Annotated in this window: 12 protein-coding genes; 4 read left to right on the top strand and 8 right to left on the bottom strand. The window is 60.7% G+C overall.

Annotation, left to right across the window (positions count from 1 at the left end):
- Nucleotides 1-15 precede the first annotated feature (15 nt).
- The 5 genes from AAC645_RS02105 to AAC645_RS02085 form a co-directional block, all read right to left on the bottom strand.
- Nucleotides 16-1044 (bottom strand): AraC family transcriptional regulator, encoded by a 1029-nt coding sequence (locus AAC645_RS02105; RefSeq protein WP_340313474.1) that lies wholly within the window; start codon nucleotides 1042-1044, stop codon nucleotides 16-18.
- Nucleotides 1045-1621: 577 nt separating this feature from the next.
- Nucleotides 1622-3955: an EcoAI/FtnUII family type I restriction enzme subunit R gene (gene hsdR / locus AAC645_RS02100; RefSeq protein WP_340313472.1), complete on the bottom strand. Its 2334-nt coding sequence runs from the start codon at nucleotides 3953-3955 to the stop codon at nucleotides 1622-1624.
- A gap of 139 nt (nucleotides 3956-4094) precedes the next feature.
- Nucleotides 4095-5609 (bottom strand): ATP-binding protein, encoded by a 1515-nt coding sequence (locus AAC645_RS02095; RefSeq protein ID WP_340313470.1) that lies wholly within the window; start codon nucleotides 5607-5609, stop codon nucleotides 4095-4097.
- Nucleotides 5606-6823 (bottom strand): restriction endonuclease subunit S, encoded by a 1218-nt coding sequence (locus tag AAC645_RS02090; protein ID WP_340313468.1) that lies wholly within the window; start codon nucleotides 6821-6823, stop codon nucleotides 5606-5608. Before AAC645_RS02090 ends, AAC645_RS02095 begins: the two co-directional genes overlap by 4 nt.
- The gene (locus AAC645_RS02085; RefSeq protein ID WP_340313466.1) at nucleotides 6820-8271 is read right to left on the bottom strand and encodes a class I SAM-dependent DNA methyltransferase; all 1452 of its coding nucleotides are present in this window, start codon (nucleotides 8269-8271) and stop codon (nucleotides 6820-6822) included. Before AAC645_RS02085 ends, AAC645_RS02090 begins: the two co-directional genes overlap by 4 nt.
- 236 nt (nucleotides 8272-8507) lie before the next feature.
- On the opposite strand from AAC645_RS02085, the gene AAC645_RS02080 reads away from it, so the two are divergent.
- Both AAC645_RS02080 and AAC645_RS02075 read left to right on the top strand, forming a co-directional pair.
- Entirely contained in the window at nucleotides 8508-9830 is a 1323-nt protein-coding gene (locus AAC645_RS02080) for an NtaA/DmoA family FMN-dependent monooxygenase (RefSeq protein WP_340313464.1), read from the top strand.
- 347 nt (nucleotides 9831-10177) lie between these two features.
- Nucleotides 10178-11890 carry a PAS domain S-box protein gene (locus tag AAC645_RS02075; RefSeq protein WP_340313462.1) on the top strand — a complete coding sequence of 571 codons (1713 nt, stop codon included), beginning with the start codon at nucleotides 10178-10180 and terminating at the stop codon, nucleotides 11888-11890.
- A gap of 21 nt (nucleotides 11891-11911) precedes the next feature.
- Here the strand turns inward: AAC645_RS02075 and AAC645_RS20370 are convergent, their stop codons facing one another.
- The 3 genes from AAC645_RS20370 to AAC645_RS02060 are packed head-to-tail and all read right to left on the bottom strand — an operon-like array spanning nucleotide 11912 to nucleotide 13586.
- On the bottom strand, nucleotides 11912-12637 hold the full coding sequence (locus AAC645_RS20370; RefSeq protein ID WP_422785783.1) for a hypothetical protein: 726 nt from the start codon (nucleotides 12635-12637) through the stop codon (nucleotides 11912-11914).
- A 21-nt stretch (nucleotides 12638-12658) separates the two neighbouring features.
- Nucleotides 12659-12937 carry a cytochrome C oxidase subunit IV family protein gene (locus AAC645_RS20365; protein ID WP_422785782.1) on the bottom strand — a complete coding sequence of 93 codons (279 nt, stop codon included), beginning with the start codon at nucleotides 12935-12937 and terminating at the stop codon, nucleotides 12659-12661.
- Between the two features lie 7 nt (nucleotides 12938-12944).
- Nucleotides 12945-13586 (bottom strand): cytochrome c oxidase subunit 3, encoded by a 642-nt coding sequence (locus AAC645_RS02060; RefSeq protein WP_340313459.1) that lies wholly within the window; start codon nucleotides 13584-13586, stop codon nucleotides 12945-12947.
- A gap of 761 nt (nucleotides 13587-14347) precedes the next feature.
- On the opposite strand from AAC645_RS02060, the gene AAC645_RS02055 reads away from it, so the two are divergent.
- On the top strand, nucleotides 14348-14794 hold the full coding sequence (locus AAC645_RS02055; protein ID WP_340313457.1) for a nuclear transport factor 2 family protein: 447 nt from the start codon (nucleotides 14348-14350) through the stop codon (nucleotides 14792-14794).
- Nucleotides 14791-16335: a PQQ-dependent sugar dehydrogenase gene (locus AAC645_RS02050; RefSeq protein ID WP_340313456.1), complete on the top strand. Its 1545-nt coding sequence runs from the start codon at nucleotides 14791-14793 to the stop codon at nucleotides 16333-16335. Before AAC645_RS02055 ends, AAC645_RS02050 begins: the two co-directional genes overlap by 4 nt.
- Nucleotides 16336-16647: the final 312 nt, after the last annotated feature.

Raw genomic sequence — 16647 nt, 5'->3', positions numbered from 1 at the left:
ACGGGACGGTGGCGTTCAGCCGCGTCCCGTGCCCATCGCCTCGCCTTCATAGCGGCGCGGCGCGACGCCCCAATGCCGCCGGAACGCCCGCGCGAACGAACTCTCTATGGTGTAGCCCACGCGCTGGCCGATCTCATGCATGCTGAGCGTCCTGTGGAGCAGGAGCTTGGCGGCGCGCTCCATGCGTTCCCGGGTGAGATAGGCGATCGGCGCTTCGCCGGTGGACGCGGTAAAGGCGGCCGCGAGCGCCGACCGCGACAGCCCGCAATGCCGCGCCATCGATGCTACCGTCCATGGCCGGTCGGGGTGCGCCCGGATTTCCCGGATCACGGCGGCGACACGCCGTATATTCGGATCGCGCGCGTCGCGCTCCCCTTCGCTCCACAGCGACAACGAAACCCGGGTGAAGATGTGGCATAGCTGGAGATTGGTGAATGCCGTCGCAAAGGCGAGGCCGCCGGGTCCCTCCACGCCCTCCAGCACTTGCCGCGGCAGGTACCGAAAAGGAGACGTGTCCAAAATGTCGCCGGAGCGCCGCCGCTTGCGCTGAAGAATCAGCTTCGGAAGCGCGCGGATCGCATAGGAGGTCTTGCCCAGATACATGAGCTCCACGGTGCATTGCAGCACAACGCATTGCTCACGACTGCCCCCTACCGACACATGCTCCACCTGCGCACCAGGGCCGATGCGCGGCGGCTCCAGCCGCAGCTCCCGAGGGCCGGAGCCGAGGCTGTGGCCATCGCCATAAAAAAGCAGGGCGTTCTCGCCGGCCCGTAGCTCAACCCTGTCTTCACCGTCCATGGCGATCCTGAGAGAGCCGCTTATCACGCTGTAAAAAACGGGCTTGCCGATCGTGCCGACGGTGAGCCGCACGCCTTCGCCGACGCGCAGGATCTGGGGACCGACACGGTCAGCGCGGAGATCCTGGAGCAGGGTTTCCGAGTAGGCCGAACCCGGCCTCGCCGGCGCGGCAAGCATGTCGCTGCCGCCGGCAGCAGCGGAGACGGCGGATTTCTCGTCTTCCAACCGTCCGGCGCTGGGCACGGGTATATCCTCCCTTGGACGCATCACCCCTCCTCCGGTCGCCGCGCCGAACCGGACGGCGCGACTGACGGCTCCGTAAGCGGCGTGGATGCTGCGAGCAAAGCCATGCGCGACCTTTGCGAAATAGATAGCTAGTGTATCATTGTGGGTTCAACAAGATGGGGCGGCTGGCCATCGCCGCGAACCCGTTCAGAAACCGATGATCAGCACGCTGCTGGAGCCACGGAGGATCGCTCGAATATCGCCGCCGCCACCCCGATTTCCCGGGTGCATGGGGTTATTCGTGCGTTTTTTTAAATTTCTTGTCCGGCGGCCTGTTCGGATGGGCAGCCGGTGCTTTTGTTCAGGATGAGAAACAGCCCGAGCCGCGGCACGCGCACAAGCGCGGCATGGCGGGCGGCGCCCAGCAAGCCGGCGAAGTCCTACAGGTCAAGAACATATCGCGATCCTGAGTTGCGGCTGGGTTTTTCGGGGGCCGGCATTAGCGCTCATCTGGAGCATGGCAGAAGGGGAACGGCGGCGGCGTACGGCTGAACAGGTTTGACCGCTGGCCAAACGCGCTGCCCCTAGCGCACCTTCAATCCGGCTTGTCGTAGAGTCCCTGCTGGAAGCCGCGAAAGGTCGCTCGAATATCACCGACGCTACCTAGGACCCGAACCGCATCGGCCGCCGATCCATATTTCAGTTGCAGCAATTCGGGCAGCTTATCGCCATCCAGTTCACTTTCCCCGACCTGCACATATTGCCCTAATACGAAGTCGATGAAATCGTGCTGCTGGGCGTTATATTGTGACAGGATCGATCCCCGCCGCGCTTCAGCTCTTTCAGCCCGTTTTAGCGGCGGGCGCAGGTAGGCGATATAGGCCAGCACATCGAACAGGTCGCTCTCCTGGGAATCCGTGGCGCGACGGATGGCCTCCAGTTGCTCACCCGCAAAGCCGCGCTCGGCCAGTCCGGCGATCAGCGTCTTGCGCGTATCGGGTTGGCTCCAGATCTTGCGCAATTCGTCTTCGTCTCTGAACAGTTCAGGCAGCTGGCCGAAGAGCGCTTCTATAAATTGCTGCGCCGATACCGGCTTGCCGTCCACGCTCCAGAAGGTGGTCGCGCTGATATGCTGAAAGGTGCGCTCCTTGCCGTCAGCCAGCTTGATACGCAGCTTCGCCTTTGGTTCGTCGCCATCGTCGGGCGGAAGCGACGGGTCGTCCGGCGGGAGGGGTTCGCCCTTCGGCCGTGGTATGCCGGGTGTCGGCGGCTCGATCGGCTCGCCGTCCCACTCGGGGTCGTTGAAATGCTCATAGGCCTTCACGAAATCGAGGATCGTGAAATAGTCCTTGCCGTCGAAGAGTCGCGTCCCGCGCCCGATGATCTGCTTGAACTCGATCATCGAATTGACCGGCCGCATCAGCACGATGTTGCGAACGTTCCGCGCGTCGACGCCGGTCGACAGCTTCTGCGAGGTGGTCAGGATCGTGGGGATGGTCTTGTCGTTATCCTGGAAGGTCCGCAGCCATTGGTCCCCGATCGCGCCATCCTGCGCGGTCACGCGGACGCAATAGTTCGGATTGGTGCTGGTCTTCACCTGGTTGATCAGGTCGCGCACGATCCCGGCATGTTCCTGCGTCGCGCAGAACACCAAGGTCTTTTCGCGCTGGTCGATCATGCCCATGAAGGTGCGCACCCGATATGCCTCGCGCTCGCGGATTTCGATGGTGCGGTTGAAATCGCTTTCGGTGTAGCGCTTGCCGTCTTCCACCGCGCCTTCGATCACCTGATCATCAGGCGTGAAGACATAATCGTCGATGGTGGTGCCGATCTGGCGCACCTTGAACGGGGTAAGATAGCCGTCGTTGATTCCCTCTTTGAGCGAGTAGGTGTAAACTGGCTCGCCGAAATAGGCATAGGTATCGACATTGTTCTTGCGCTTGGGCGTGGCGGTCAGGCCGATCTGCACGGCTGGCGCGAAATATTCGAGGATCGCGCGCCATTCGCTTTCATCCTTGGCGCCGCCCCGGTGGCATTCGTCGATCACGATGCAGTCGAAGAAATCGGGCGGATAGTCGCCGAAATAGGGAGCGGGATCGCCGTTGGCATCGGTGCCGCTGGTGAATGTCTGGAAGATGGTGAAGAACACGCTGGCGTTCTTGGGCACCGCGCCTTTCTTCCTGATCTCGCCCGGCTTGATCCGCGCCAGCGCCCCATCATCGAAGGCGGAAAAGCTGTTATAGGCCTGATCGGCCAGGATGTTGCGATCGGCCAGGAACAGGATGCGCGGGTGCCGGGCGGGCGCTTCCTCGCTGTTCCAGTTGGTCAGGTTCCAGCGGGCGTGAAACAGTTTCCATGCGATCTGGAAGGCCACGGCGGTCTTGCCCGTGCCGGTGGCGAGGGTGAGCAAGATGCGGGATTTCTTCGCGGCCATCGCCTCCAGTACACGCTCGATGGCGTTGTGCTGATAATATCGCGGTTCGAACCGGCCACCGCCGATTTCATAGGGCACGGCGGCAAAGCGATCTCGCCAAGCATTGGCGGTGGCAAAGGTCGCGTCCCACAATTCCTGCGGCGTGGGGAACGCATCGACCAGCGCCTCGGCCCCGCTTTCCATGTCGATCCGGTAAATCTGCTTGCCGTTGGTGGCGAAGGCGAAGCGGGTGAGCAGGCGGGCGGCATAGTCCTTCGCCTGCCCCACGCCCTCGGTATAGCTTTTGGTCGCCGCCTTGGCCTCGATCGTCGCCAGCCGGGTGTTGCGATAGACCAGCACATAATCGCAGCTGAGCGGTGTGGCGCGCTTGGCCTTCCCCATGATCCGACCCGGCGCGATCACCTCACGCCGCGTGCGGCTGCCGTCCACCACACCCCACCCCGCCGCGTACAGCGCGGGATCGATCATTTCGGCGCGGGTCTCGGCTTCGTTCATTTTTGATTTTGCGGAAACAAGACTGGATCAAGAGCCCGATCAGGCAATGGCAGCCCATAATCCCCGGATTTCCGGGCATGCTGGTGCCAAAGGCCTCCTGCAATTCCCCTTTCGATCAAGAGTGGATCAAGAGTTGGCATCAACCCCACCACGGCCAATATCCCGACTTCGGATGTTCTGGATCGGCAACCTTGATCAAACGCTCTTTCATCGCCGCGTTGAGGACTTGGCTCACCTGCGCCGCGTTCCGCTTGTCGATCCCCAAGCGCTCGCAGAGCGTCACATTGCGCATCTTCTCGCCATGCAGCCATTTAAGCACGGCGTGCTGGTAGCAGGCCTGCACGCGTTCCGAACGGCTCATCTCGGCGAAGCTTCGCGGCCCATACAATATGGCCTGCGTTGATTCTGCTTCAGACTGCAGCTTGAGTGGCGGTAGCTGATAGACCTCAATACTCGTCACGACCTTGTCCAGCCCGCTGCCCTGTTCCTCGCAAATGCCCATGCGCCGCATCAGCGAGGCCAGCATTTCGTTTCGGGACCTTGGCGGCAAGTCGATCATGCGATCCGGCGGCAGAAGCGATCGGCCAGGATTGGTGATCTCGATGCGATCCGCGAACAATTCAACCTGTGGTCCCGCGCCGGAAATCGTCATATCCTGGTGGATCAGCGCGTTGGCCACCAACTCGCGGATGGCGATCTCCGGGAAGAGCGGCCGTTTTTCGCGCAAGGCCGCGCCGATATATTCATTCGCCGGCAAAAGCCCGTTGATGAAGCCGACAAGCCCCTCGAAACCGGAAGCATAACCTCTCCGGCCATCATGACGATGGGTTACTGTGTCGGCCTTGCCCTTGCCGGCATAAGCGACGAAGCGGACCGCTTTCCTGGCGAGACTGACGTCGAACTGATTGATATCATTGGCAAACAGGATTGCGCCCAGATTGGTGATGTTCCAGCCGCCGCCGACATCTTTCGCGACCAGATGGTCGGCCTCCAACCGTTCAAGGATCGCCGCCTTTCCGTCGGGCAGGGGCTGGTCCGTCAGCGAGAAATATTTGGGATAGTCGAGCAGCTTCAGGACCTGGTCCGCGTCGATATAGGCTCTGGCAATGCCCTTTTCCCAGACAAAGGGCCGCAGATTATGGATCAGCTTCTGATAGCGGTCGGTGTGATCCGAAAGCCTCGGGGTCGCGCTGCCGATCCGGACATAGGCTGTTCCCTTGAATTCCACCGGCGCGCTGTTCGCGGCGGGAATCTCACAGAGGACGACCCTGCCAGAGGGGTGATCGACAAACCGGAATGAAATGGCAGGGCTCGGACGGACCAGCCCGGCGAGCCAGAATTCGAACTCCTGATTGCCGACCTTTTTTGAACGGAAATCGAACGTGGTGCCGACCACCTCATGGCTGCTGTCATCCACCCCCCAGATGATGTGGGCCAGTGGCCGGTCCTCGATGCGTGCCGTATTGGAAAGCGCCGAAACCAGCTTTCCAATCATTTCGGGGTCATCGTTATTGCGTTTGAATTCCACGCAACTGGTTTCAGCGCCTGCCGATCGGAGTTCGTCCACCAGCGCCACGTCTCGCGCGGGGAGGCCGCTACGAACGGTAGCCTGTACGGAGTCGCTCAGTTCGGCGCGGGTTTCTGCTTCGTTCATGCGGCGATGGCTTCCGGCGCAGTGGCGGTCAGTGCGTCGGTGAAGGCGCGGTGCAGGAGGGATTGTTTGAGAGCTGTCAATGCTTCAAGTTTTCGGCGCTGAACACGCATCAGCACAGCAGCCCGCGCTTCCAGCTCGCTCAGTTGATCAACGATTTTCGCTTGGGAGGTCAATTTTGGATAGCGAATAGGATAGGGCTCAAGCGTCTCTTTTGTCAGACCAATTTGGCCAGCCGCGCGAGATGAGGCAGCGATGATGTAATTTAGAAGACGCTTGTTGCGCATGAAAAAATACAAAAAATCTTTCGAAATCAGATCAGCGTTCGGGCTCGCTTTCATCAGCGCTACATTATACGCGCCTTCAATCCCTCTTAGAATCTGGAAAAGGGGGGGGCCGTAACGGCCAATCATCACATCATCAGGTGAGCAGAAGCGTTTCGCAAGTTTTCTCGGAATGAACACCTTATAACGATCTGATTTATAGTCTCGAATTTGAATAAGGCGGATTCTGTCGTCAGCAGCTTCAGCCGAAAATACAGCCTTCGGTGGTTGCGAACCGCCAATAAATTTACAGACTTCTCCAATCGGACGTTCGGTCCAATCGTCGCCGCCCGTTTCAAGTAAACTCTCAAGCTCGCTGGCAAACAAATCCCGCGCATTAGCTAGGTTCGTTTCGGCGTTGGCGGTTGCGGTGGCGATGGCGGCGAAGGCCTCATCCAGCACCGCCACAATCCGCCGCTGCTCTTCGAGGGGTGGGACAGGAATCTTCAGCCCCTCGAGAAACTCCTCTGGAACCCGCCTGTGCCCGACGGCACCCGTCATCGCCTTGGAGCCGCGCTCTCGAATCTCATCTCGCTCTAGAAAATAATAGACGTACTCGGCCAGAACTTCGGGACCTGGTCTGAGCACGTGGAACTCACTCGAACCGAAGCCGATCCTATTACTCAGACCCCGCGCCACTCCCAGCTTGCCGTTTTCGAAGCACGGCGTGATCTTTGCTAGCAGAACGTCCCCGTCGGCAAAGTACGTGTAGCTGCCAGCAACCTCTGAGAGTGGTCGAACGTCGGCAGGTTCAGGGTACATCTGGTGTATGCCGAGTTCGTTCATCGGCATGAACGATACGGAGGTCTCGGCCGGAAGGAGCGCGCGCACTTGGCGCTTAGATGGCTTGAACTCGCAAACCTTGCCGAGCTCTTTGATCGGCCATATGTTCACAGCAATTCCCTCACCCGCGCCAAAATTTCCGCACTCTCGGCATCCAGCGCGGCAATCTCCTCCAGAATTTCTTGCGGGCTACGCAGCGGCTCAGCTTCGCGCGCGTTGGGGTTGCGCAGGGTCAGGTCACAGGTGGTCGGATCGATGGCTTCCGCCGCCACGCTCCAACTGTTCGGGCCGGTGGTGAAGCTGGCCTGCCTCTCGATGAAATCGGCCATGTCGGCATCGTTCAGCGCGCTCGTCTTCCCCATGGTGCGGCCCGGATCGAGCCGGTAATACCAGACCTTGCTTGTCGGCTCGCCCTTTTCGAAAAACAACACCACCGTTTTCACGCCCGCGCCCTGGAAGGTGCCGCTGGGCATATCCAGCACGGTGTGAAGGTTACAGCTTTCCAGCAGTTCGCGGCGCAGCGCCACGCTGGCGTTGTCGGTGTTAGACAGGAAGGTGTTCTTGATCACCACCGCCGCCGCGCCACCCGCGCGCAGCGACTTGATGACATGTTGCAAGAACAGATAGGCGGTCTCGCCGGTCTTGATCGGGAAATTCTGCTGGATTTCCGGGCGCTCCTTCCCCCCGAACGGCGGATTCGCCAGCACCACGTCGAACCGGTCCTTCTCCTGGATATCCAGCACCGGTTCGGCCAGCGTGTTGGTATGCACGATATTGGGTGCATCGATCCCATGCAGGATCATGTTCATCGTGCCGATCACATAGGCGAGAGACTTCTTCTCCTTGCCATAGAAGCTGCGTTCCTGAAGCGTGCGGCGATCGTCCACCGTCTTCGCCTGCGGAAGCAGATAGTCATAGGCCTCGCACAGAAAGCCGCACGATCCTGCCGCGCCATCGTAAATCTTCTCGCCGATGCGGGGCTTCACCACGGCGATCATCGCGCGGATCAGCGGGCGCGGGGTGTAATATTCCCCACCATTGCGCCCGGCATTGCCCATGTTCTTGATCTTGGCTTCGTATAGTTCGGACAGTTCGTGCTTCTGCACCTGGTTGCCGAAGGACAGCGCATCAACCGCGTCGATTGCATCGCGCAGTGAGTAGCCGGAGCGGAACTTATTCGTGATCTCGCCGAAAATCTCGCCGATCTTATATTCGATCGTAGCCGGGCTGGTCGCACGTTCCTTGAACCCGGACAGATAGGGGAACAGCTCACGGTTCACATAATCGATCAGATCCGGCCCGGTCAGCGTGCGATTGTGATCCAGCTTGCCCGCCCCATCCTTGGGCGCGGCCCAGCGGCCCCAGCGATGCGCCGCATCGATGATCGGCGTATAGGCCAGGCCACGCAGTTCCGCCTCGGTGGCGCGGGCGGTCTCCAGATCGTCCAGATATTTCAGGAACAGCAGCCAGCTGGTCTGTTCAGTGTAATCCAGTTCGGACGCGCAACCGGCTTCCTTGCGGAGAATATCGTCGAGGTTCTTGAAGGTCTGTTCAAACATTGCGGTTGAATGCCGCATGGCTGGGCCGTGCGCAATTTCTAAGATGGGCCGCCTGAAATTGCGGGGCATCCCTGCGCGGCTCGCGAACGGTGGACGGTCGAGGCATGGCGGACCTTGAACCTTGAATAGCGGAGAGGCTCTCCGTATTCTGCCATCGAAACGGAGAGGGTCTCCATATATAAAGTGGCTGCGCTGCCCGACCGGGTCGCATCACGGGGCGGCGAAGCGAACACACGATGACCAGACAGATGATTATCGGCATGCTTTTCGGAAACGGCTACGGCGCACAGCCGGGTGCATGGCGGATGCCGGGCGTTCAGCCGACAGCCTATACCAGCTTCGACGAGCAGGTGCGCTATGCCCAGGCTGCCGAGCGGGGCAAGTTCCAGTTCCTGTTCGTGCCGGACTTTCCGGTGCTGACTGGCGATGTCGAAACGGAGGCTCCGATGATCACCATCGATCCGATGTTGACGCTCGCTGCTGTCGCGCGCGAGACCGATCGGATCGGGATGGTCGCCACCGGTTCCACGACGTTCAACGAGCCGTACAACCTCGCCCGCCAGTTCAAGGCCCTCGATATCATGAGCCACGGCCGGGTGGGATGGAACGCGGTGCCGACCAGCGATCCGGCCGTTGCCGCCAACTATGGCCGCCAGGTGCCGCCCCGTACCGAGAAATATGAACGGCTGCACGAATCCGTCCAGGTCGTGCAGGCATTGTGGGGAAGCTGGGAACAAGGCGCGTGGATACATGATCAGGCGTCCGGACGCTTCGCGGACGCGTCAAAAATCCGGCCGATCAACCTGCAGGGCCGGTACGTCGGCTCCAGTGGCCCCTTGCCGCTTCCGCCATCGGAGCAGGGCCAGCCAGTGATCTTCCAGGCTGGAGGCGGCGGCAATGGGCTCGAGGTGGCCGGGCGCTATGCCAGCGGCGTGATCGGCGCGACATATACGATCGAGGATGCGCGCGCGCACCGTACGGCACTCCGCGACGCAGCCCAGCGAGCCGGGCGCGATCCTGACGAGGTGAAATTCTTCCCCGGCCTAATGACCACGATTGCGGCCGATCGCCGCGCGGGCCTCGATCGCCGGATCATGCTGAGCGGGCGCACATTCCCGCAGCGCGTCCGGTATCTCGGGCAGATGCTCGGCCTCCGCCTCGACGCCGCGCAGCTTGATGAGCCGCTGTCCTCGGCGCAACTGGCTTCAGCGCGGCCATCGCCGGGCGATCCACGCTCGCCGCATGCGCTGACCATCGCCCGCCAGGGATGGTCGCTGCGCGACGTGCTCGCCCATGGCGTGATCGACTATCATCCGGTGATTGCCGGGCCTGCCGTCGAGGCCGCCGATCACATGCAGCAGTGGTTCGAAGCGGGCGCGGCCGACGGCTTCTGGATATCGCCGGACGTGTACGACGACGGGATCGATGCATTCGTCGACGGCGTCGTGCCGATCCTCCAGGATCGCGGGCTGTTCCACCGGGAATATGAAGGAGCCACGCTGCGGGAGCATCTCGGCGTGCCCGCCCTGTACGGAATCGATCCGCGCGTTACGCGCTGAACGATGTGCGAGACTCGGGATCTTCGATGGCGTGATGCTGGAGCAGAGTCCGACCCGATGCCATCGGTTCGGCTGCTCTAGTCTAGGTCGAGCGAGAGTCGGTCGCGGCACCACGCGAGACATGAACCCGCTTTTCCCAGCCCAAGTTCCGCCGCCGCAACATTGGCGGCCGATCGCGATGTTGGCGCCCTTTGGGGCGGGGCGGCGGGTGTCGGATGAGATCATTGCCCCCTCGCCGAAAAGGGAGTGGCAGATATCCGGCGGAACAGCCTGGCCCTTTCACTGTGGCGGCAGCCAAACGCAACTGGTAAACAGCTGTCGCTCCATTGAGAAAAAGCGCATTCAAGATGCCCAATTTTGCTCGTTTTTTCGCGCTCTGCCCAGATATGCTCATGGCCGCCAATTTGCGCGACGGAGTGCTCACGCACGTCAATCCGGCGGCCAGCCGCGCCTTGGGCTGGAGCGAGGCCGAACTGTTGTCCCGGCCGTTTCTCGAACTGGTTCATCCGGATGACCGCGACGGGGCGGCGGCGTTGTCGGTGCCGCGAGCGCCGGGCCAGACGAACGTCCGGTTAGAACATCGGATGCTCCGCAAGGACGGCAGCCATTTCTGGACCGAGTGGCACACCGTCTATTTTCCCGACGACGAGCTGGTCTATGGCGTCGGTCGCGATATCTCCGAGCGCAAGCAAGCCGAGGCGGCACTGGCCGCCGCAGAGGCCGAGCGGGCCGCGGTCCTCGAAAGCATTGGCGATGCCTTCTACTCCGTCGACGCCGAGTGGCGGATCACCTACGCCAATGCCCGCGCTGCCGCGCTTCTGAACCTAGGCGGCGCCATGGTGGGACGGCGGCTGGGCGACCTTGTCCCGGAAAAAAACAAAGCCCGTTTCGGCCCCCAATTTGCCTGGTTCCGACAGGCGATGAAAGATCGACAACAACGGAATCTGGAATATTTCAGCGAAACAGCAGGACGATGGGTGTCGGCGCGGATCTATCCGCGCGACGATGGCGGGCTCTCCGTCTATTATCAGGACATTTCCGAGCGCAAGCGGATGGAAGAGACGCTGCGGGCGAGCCAAGCGCATTTCGAGGCGGTGGCCAATCTCGTGCCCGACCTGCTCTGGCGCGCCGAACCGGATGGAACCCCGACATGGTCCAATCAATACTGGACGGAATTTGTCGGTCAACCGTTGGAGACGCTGCCGGATGGCGGGTGGGGCGAACTGCACCCCGATGACGCCGCAGAAGTCCGGATCACTTTCGAAGCGTCTTTCCGGAGCGCACGGCCCATATCCCACGAATGCCGCGTCCGTCGTAAGGATGGCGTCTACCGCTGGTTTCTGATGCGTATTCAGCCGCTGCTCGACGGCGATGGCGCGGCTGTCGCCTGGTTCGGCGCGGCGACCGACATCGACGATCTCAAGCGCGCGCAGGGCCAGCAGGACCTGCTGATCGCCGAACTCCAGCACCGGACGCGCAACCTGCTCGGCGTCGTTCGGGCGCTCGCGGCACAGACGCTGGAACGCAGTGCTTCGCTCGACGACTTCTCCGAACGCTTCAACAGCCGGCTGGGGGCGCTGTCGCGCGTCCAGAGCTTTCTCTCGCGGGGGTCGGCGATCGGGATCCGCGAATTATTGCTCGCGGAACTCGCGGCGCATGGAATCGAGCCGAACGAGCCGCGCGTCATCCTCGAAGGACCGCCAGCCGAACTGCCAGATGGCTCGCTTCAGGCGCTGGCTCTGGGCGTGCACGAACTGACCACGAACGCGCTGAAGCACGGCGCATTCGCCACGCCCTCGGGGCGCCTCGCGATCCGGTGGTCTATCGAAACCGAAGAGAGCCCGTCCCTGTCGCTCGAGTGGTGCGAAAGCGGACTTGCGATGCCGGATTCCGACAGACCGGTATGCCGAGGATTTGGGCTCGACCTGATCGAACGCAGTCTGCCCTATCAGCTCGGCGCGACAGCCAGGGTGGCCTTTTCGCCCAAGGGTGTCGCCTGCAAGCTCGTGGTGCCGCTTCCCAACGCGGGTTCGCTCGCACTGGCGCCAACCGCCTCGTAAGCCCCTGCCCAGGCGCCTCCACTAGGCTGCAAGGCGCGCGGTTGTTGAAAGGCGCGCGGACTCTGACTGGCGCCGGATGGCCCGGACGGTGAACCAGTAATTGAGCGACATCCAAGTGAAATAACCGAATGCCGGAACCCAGAACCCCAGAACCCCCGAATATGTAAACGGACCGGTACGGAAAAATGGCAGCAGCACGTCCGGCAGGAAGGTGAGGACCAGCAAGATATTCCAGTAGCCGAGCCAGCGCGGATAAATGTCCAGGCCGGAACGGTCATTGAGAATGCAGATTCCCTGAACAAGATTCAGCAGAATTTGAGTTGCAATCCCACCGATAAATATAAACCAGGCCAAATCATTCATGACAGTGATGACATCTGGCGAGATATTAGACCGGTATGACGCCGCAAGCCAAAGAAAGCATGGCACCATATTACAAACACAACAAAGCGCAGCTACCGAATCATTCGCGTTGGATAGTATAGGATTCGGACCCTCCATCCTCCGCAACTGCGCCCCAATCGCCAACATCGGCAGCAAAAATGTGCAGGATCCAAGCATAGCTAGCATGATTCCCGCCCGCATCATGACGTTATCAGGCGAAAAGATCTTAGCTACTTCGTGTGGTCCCATACTGGGCGAGGGCGGCGGCAAAAATCCAGCCATAAGAAACACACCGACGCAAAGCATCGGCACAAATACCCATATGCTATTGGCGCAAAGCAATTCGTTTCTGGAATTATCCATTGTTGATCCCTCTCCCGTCCATTATCCTTGCAAGGATATGGACTGTCCAAAATTATATAGTGTGATGAGCGCGGCTGTAACTATTGCAAGCCAACCCATAACAAATACTCTGAGAATCAATGGCGCGGTACCAACCTCCATGAACTCGAAGGCTATCATCCGTATCTTGAACGCCGCAATTCCAATCGTCACTATGCTGATATAAAGCGGGGCTATGTTACTACCGGGCCATGCCGTGATCGCCGTTAGTCCGGTGGCTGCCAAGAGAATGAAAAGAACGCCGGTCGCTCGACTGGTCATACCCACCTCAGCGCACAAGATAGATAAGAGCAAATATCATGACCCACAACAGATCAGTAAGGTGCCAAAATACTGCCACTGACTCGACAAATTTCATGTCTTCTGGCATCATAACGCCTTGGCAAAACCTTCTCAACACGAATAGCATAGCGACCATAGCCGCAATGACATGAAATAGATGCATTCCGGTCACGGCAAAATAGTAGGTGAAGAAAAGATTGGTTGCAGGAGTAAATCCCTGAATCACCTTTTGATGGTAATCAACGACCTTCGTAACGCAAAATGCCAGTCCGCTTGCGAGCGCCAGAAGCACCATCCAGATACCCATCTGTTTTCGGCCGCTCCGCGCACAATGCAAGGCCATGACAACAAACCACGAACTGACGAGCATCAGGAGCGTGAATACTATCCCGGTTGCTTCACTGAGGTGCCGGCTCCCGCTGATGAACGTGGCGACGTCCTGGGAACGATCCCACATGAATATGTTGAACACGACACCAAAAACCATCATGTCGCCGCAAACCATCGACCAGAATGCCGGATCGCCTGGCCAACGATCGCGCCTCGTCTCTCGCAAAGATTTGGATCCGTACATTGAGCAATACCTGAAGGATGGGCGCTGCAGTCGGCCGCGCGGCTGATCAACCAAGCTGAAGCATCATCGGTGTCGTGCGAAGGATACGCGCGACCCACTCCATGAGTTGATGATAACAGGAGCGCAACTCGGCGTGCTCGAAACCAATCATCCTTGGACCTCGTCCTTATATCCAACAGCCCATTTGCGGCGCACCGCGGTGGCGCTTGTCGGCTGATTTGCTGAGTCCCTCTGGAATTTGCATAGGCGCGGCATCAAGTCAACGGAATAGAGTGACCGCTCACTCTGCGTGACGGGCCTCGCTCTCAAGCAATTGCAAGGCTTCCCAGTTGGAGATTGTTGCTGCGGGGTGTGGCGGGGAAGGTGAGCTGGCGAGTTGGAGCGGCCTGCAACCGCGCCCGCCAGACACCCCTACGCCACAGCGCCGCATCACGCGGGCGGCCGAGAGCCGATCATGCACCAGCGGGCTGAGGAGATATAGCCGCGCCTATCCCGGCCTCACCACGCCAGCTTCAGTCGTTGGCGCCGCTCGGATCGTGCTGGAGGCATCGCGGCAGCGGCGTCGTCGCGAGAGCTCCTAGTGAGCAACGTGATGTCGATATTGATGCACCACTTTGACGGTTACGCCGACTATAACGGTAAGATGATCAAAATTTCCTTGAAATATAGCTTTTCGCAGCATATCCGATAGGCAGCAAGAGAGCACGGCTGTCAGGTTCTGATCTCGGGATCGCGGAGCTCATCTGAAACGGCGCGAAGCGCGGGATGGTAGCCCGCCGGCGTCCACACGATCGATCAACAAGAGAGGACATGTCATGATTGAGAAGAACAAGGAAGCCGCAGTGACCTACCTCAAGGCGCTCGTGGAAGGCGATGCGCCGCTGATGGACAGCGTCCTCACCGACGACTTCGATGCTATCGACCGCAATAGCGCCAAGATCGGCGGCTGGCGATCGCGTGAAGAGGTACTGGCTTTTGCCGCCGCCGTTCCGGGACTATTCCAGGAGCGGCTCCGATTTGAGTATGAGAGCGTGACCGCGGAAGAAGACCGGGTCGTCTGCCAGGTCAAAGGCTTCTCAAAGCTTGCGGATGGCCGCCAGTACAACAACCAGTATATTTACCTGTTCCACATGCGCGACGGCAAGATCCGCCACATGGACGGATATTATGACAGCAAGCTTGCCGATGAGCTTGTTTTCGAGACGATGGATGAGCAGAATGTCCCCGCAGCGGCGGGAAGCGACCTCGGCTCCGCCGCATGATCGATCCCCGGCGCTCCCTCTGTAACCGGTCCATCGTGCTGGAATCGGGAGTGGAAACTCAGGGGCGCCGGAGGAATAAGCCGGCCGCGGCCTTCCTGGCCGCTGGTCTGTGCGCGGCGGGGCTCGCGATGGCGCAGACCCCCCCGCCCGCCGACGCGCCGCTGTCCCCCGAGGCGCAGCGCGGCTTCGCGGTCTATACCGGCAATTGCGCGGCGTGCCATGGACCGCGCGGGCGCGGCGCCCAGGGCCCCTCCATCACCGGCCCGATGTTCCGATATGGGTCCAGCGACGAGGAACTCGAGAGTAGTATCCGCGGGGGCCATCCCGCGGGTGGGATGCCCAGTTTCAACGACGTGCTTTCCAGCGCCGAGATCAAGGAGATAATCGCCTTCATCCGCAGTCAGGCCGACACGATCGCGCCGGGCGAACTAGGCCCCTTGCCGACGATCGTGCCTGCGGACCCGTGGCCGACCGGTGTGGTGCGTACCGCCGTGCAAGACTTCCGGGTGGAAAAGGTCGCACAGATCCCGCAACCCTTTGGCCTGGCTCCGCTGCCGAACGGAGGGTTCCTGGTGACCCAGACGACTGGCGCGTTGAGGATCGTCGACAAGGCCGGACGGGTCTCCGATCCTATCATCGGCATCCCCAAGGGACTGCCCACGCAGGACGAGATGCGGCGCAATACGCTGGATGTGGCCCTGCACCCCGATTATGCCAAGAACGGGTGGATCTATCTCACCTGGGCCGAGCAGCAGCCCGGGGTGAAGGGCGCGCCCGGGGTGCGCATCACCCTCAGCCGGGGGCGCATCAAGGACGGCCGCTGGATCGACAACCAGAACCTGCTCACGACGCCAAGCCACATGTCCGGCTCGGCGAAGATCGCCTTTGATGGCGCTGGCCATGTCTTCTATCCCATTCTCGACGCGGACGTCGCGGACTCCGCCCCGGAGAAGGCGCCGGCCCAGGACCTTTCACTGCCAGGCGGTAAGATCCTCCGGTTGAACGACGACGGCTCCGTGCCTTCGGACAACCCGTTCGTTGGCCGGAAGGACGCCTTCCCCTACGTCTGGAGCTATGGCCACCGCGCGCCGCTCGGCCTGGCGTTCGACCACGATGGCTTGCTTTGGGAAACGGAGAACGGGCCACGGGGAGGTGACGAGCTCAACCTGATCCTGCCGGCCAAAAATTATGGCTGGCCAGTGATCACCTGGGGCCATCGTTATGATGACAAGGCCGTCACGCCTCGACCACAGCAAGCGGGGATGGAGCAGCCGGTTTACAACTGGTCTCCGACGCCCGCCTTGTCGTCGATCCGTTTCTACAACGGCACGGCGTTCCCGAAGTGGAAGGGAAGCGCCTTCATCGGCACGCTCAAATATCGAAGCCTCATGCGCGCGACACTCACCAAGGATCGCGTGGTCCTCCTCGAGACCATTCTGTTCAACGTCGGGCGCATGCGGGATCTGCAGATCGGTCCGGACGGGCTCATCTATTTGATCACTGACGGTGGCGAACTCATGCGCCTGCGGCCGGCGCGGTGACACCGGCCCAAGGTCTCTCGCCATGGCAGCGAGCGGAAGAAAAGAGTTACAATTCGGGATCGTTGAACGCAGCGGGGATTGATGAACGTTAATGTCCACGCAAATTTCGTGCGGAGTCGCGACTTTGGTGTCCCATCGACAGTGTGCCCGCGCTTAGTTGGCGGGCTGGGATGCTGCGTCACGGGCTGCGCCAGCGCCAGGCTTCCACTATCTCGCTCTCGCGTCAATTCGCCGAAATATACCTCATATGTTCGGGCCAGTGGGACTGACGGCATGACGGTCATTCCCCCGCGAGCGCGAACGGGCGCGCTA

Source organism: Rhizorhabdus argentea, assembly GCF_037861105.1.
Lineage (GTDB): Bacteria > Pseudomonadota > Alphaproteobacteria > Sphingomonadales > Sphingomonadaceae > Rhizorhabdus > Rhizorhabdus argentea.
The sequence above is the reverse complement of the archived record's forward strand: the minus strand, read 5'-3'. Positions and strand labels throughout refer to the sequence as shown.

Excerpts from the sequence above, each read along its gene's own strand:
- hsdR (WP_340313472.1), bottom strand. The coding sequence starts at position 3,955 with ATGAACGAAGCCGAGACCCGCGCCGAAATGATCGATCCCGCGCTGTAC.
- AAC645_RS02095 (WP_340313470.1), bottom strand. The coding sequence starts at position 5,609 with ATGAACGAAGCAGAAACCCGCGCCGAACTGAGCGACTCCGTACAGGCT.
- AAC645_RS02085 (WP_340313466.1), bottom strand. The coding sequence starts at position 8,271 with ATGTTTGAACAGACCTTCAAGAACCTCGACGATATTCTCCGCAAGGAA.
- AAC645_RS02080 (WP_340313464.1), top strand. The coding sequence starts at position 8,508 with ATGACCAGACAGATGATTATCGGCATGCTTTTCGGAAACGGCTACGGC.
- AAC645_RS02075 (WP_340313462.1), top strand. The coding sequence starts at position 10,178 with ATGCCCAATTTTGCTCGTTTTTTCGCGCTCTGCCCAGATATGCTCATG.
- AAC645_RS20370 (WP_422785783.1), bottom strand. The coding sequence starts at position 12,637 with ATGGATAATTCCAGAAACGAATTGCTTTGCGCCAATAGCATATGGGTA.
- AAC645_RS20365 (WP_422785782.1), bottom strand. The coding sequence starts at position 12,937 with ATGACCAGTCGAGCGACCGGCGTTCTTTTCATTCTCTTGGCAGCCACC.
- AAC645_RS02055 (WP_340313457.1), top strand. The coding sequence starts at position 14,348 with ATGATTGAGAAGAACAAGGAAGCCGCAGTGACCTACCTCAAGGCGCTC.
- AAC645_RS02050 (WP_340313456.1), top strand. The coding sequence starts at position 14,791 with ATGATCGATCCCCGGCGCTCCCTCTGTAACCGGTCCATCGTGCTGGAA.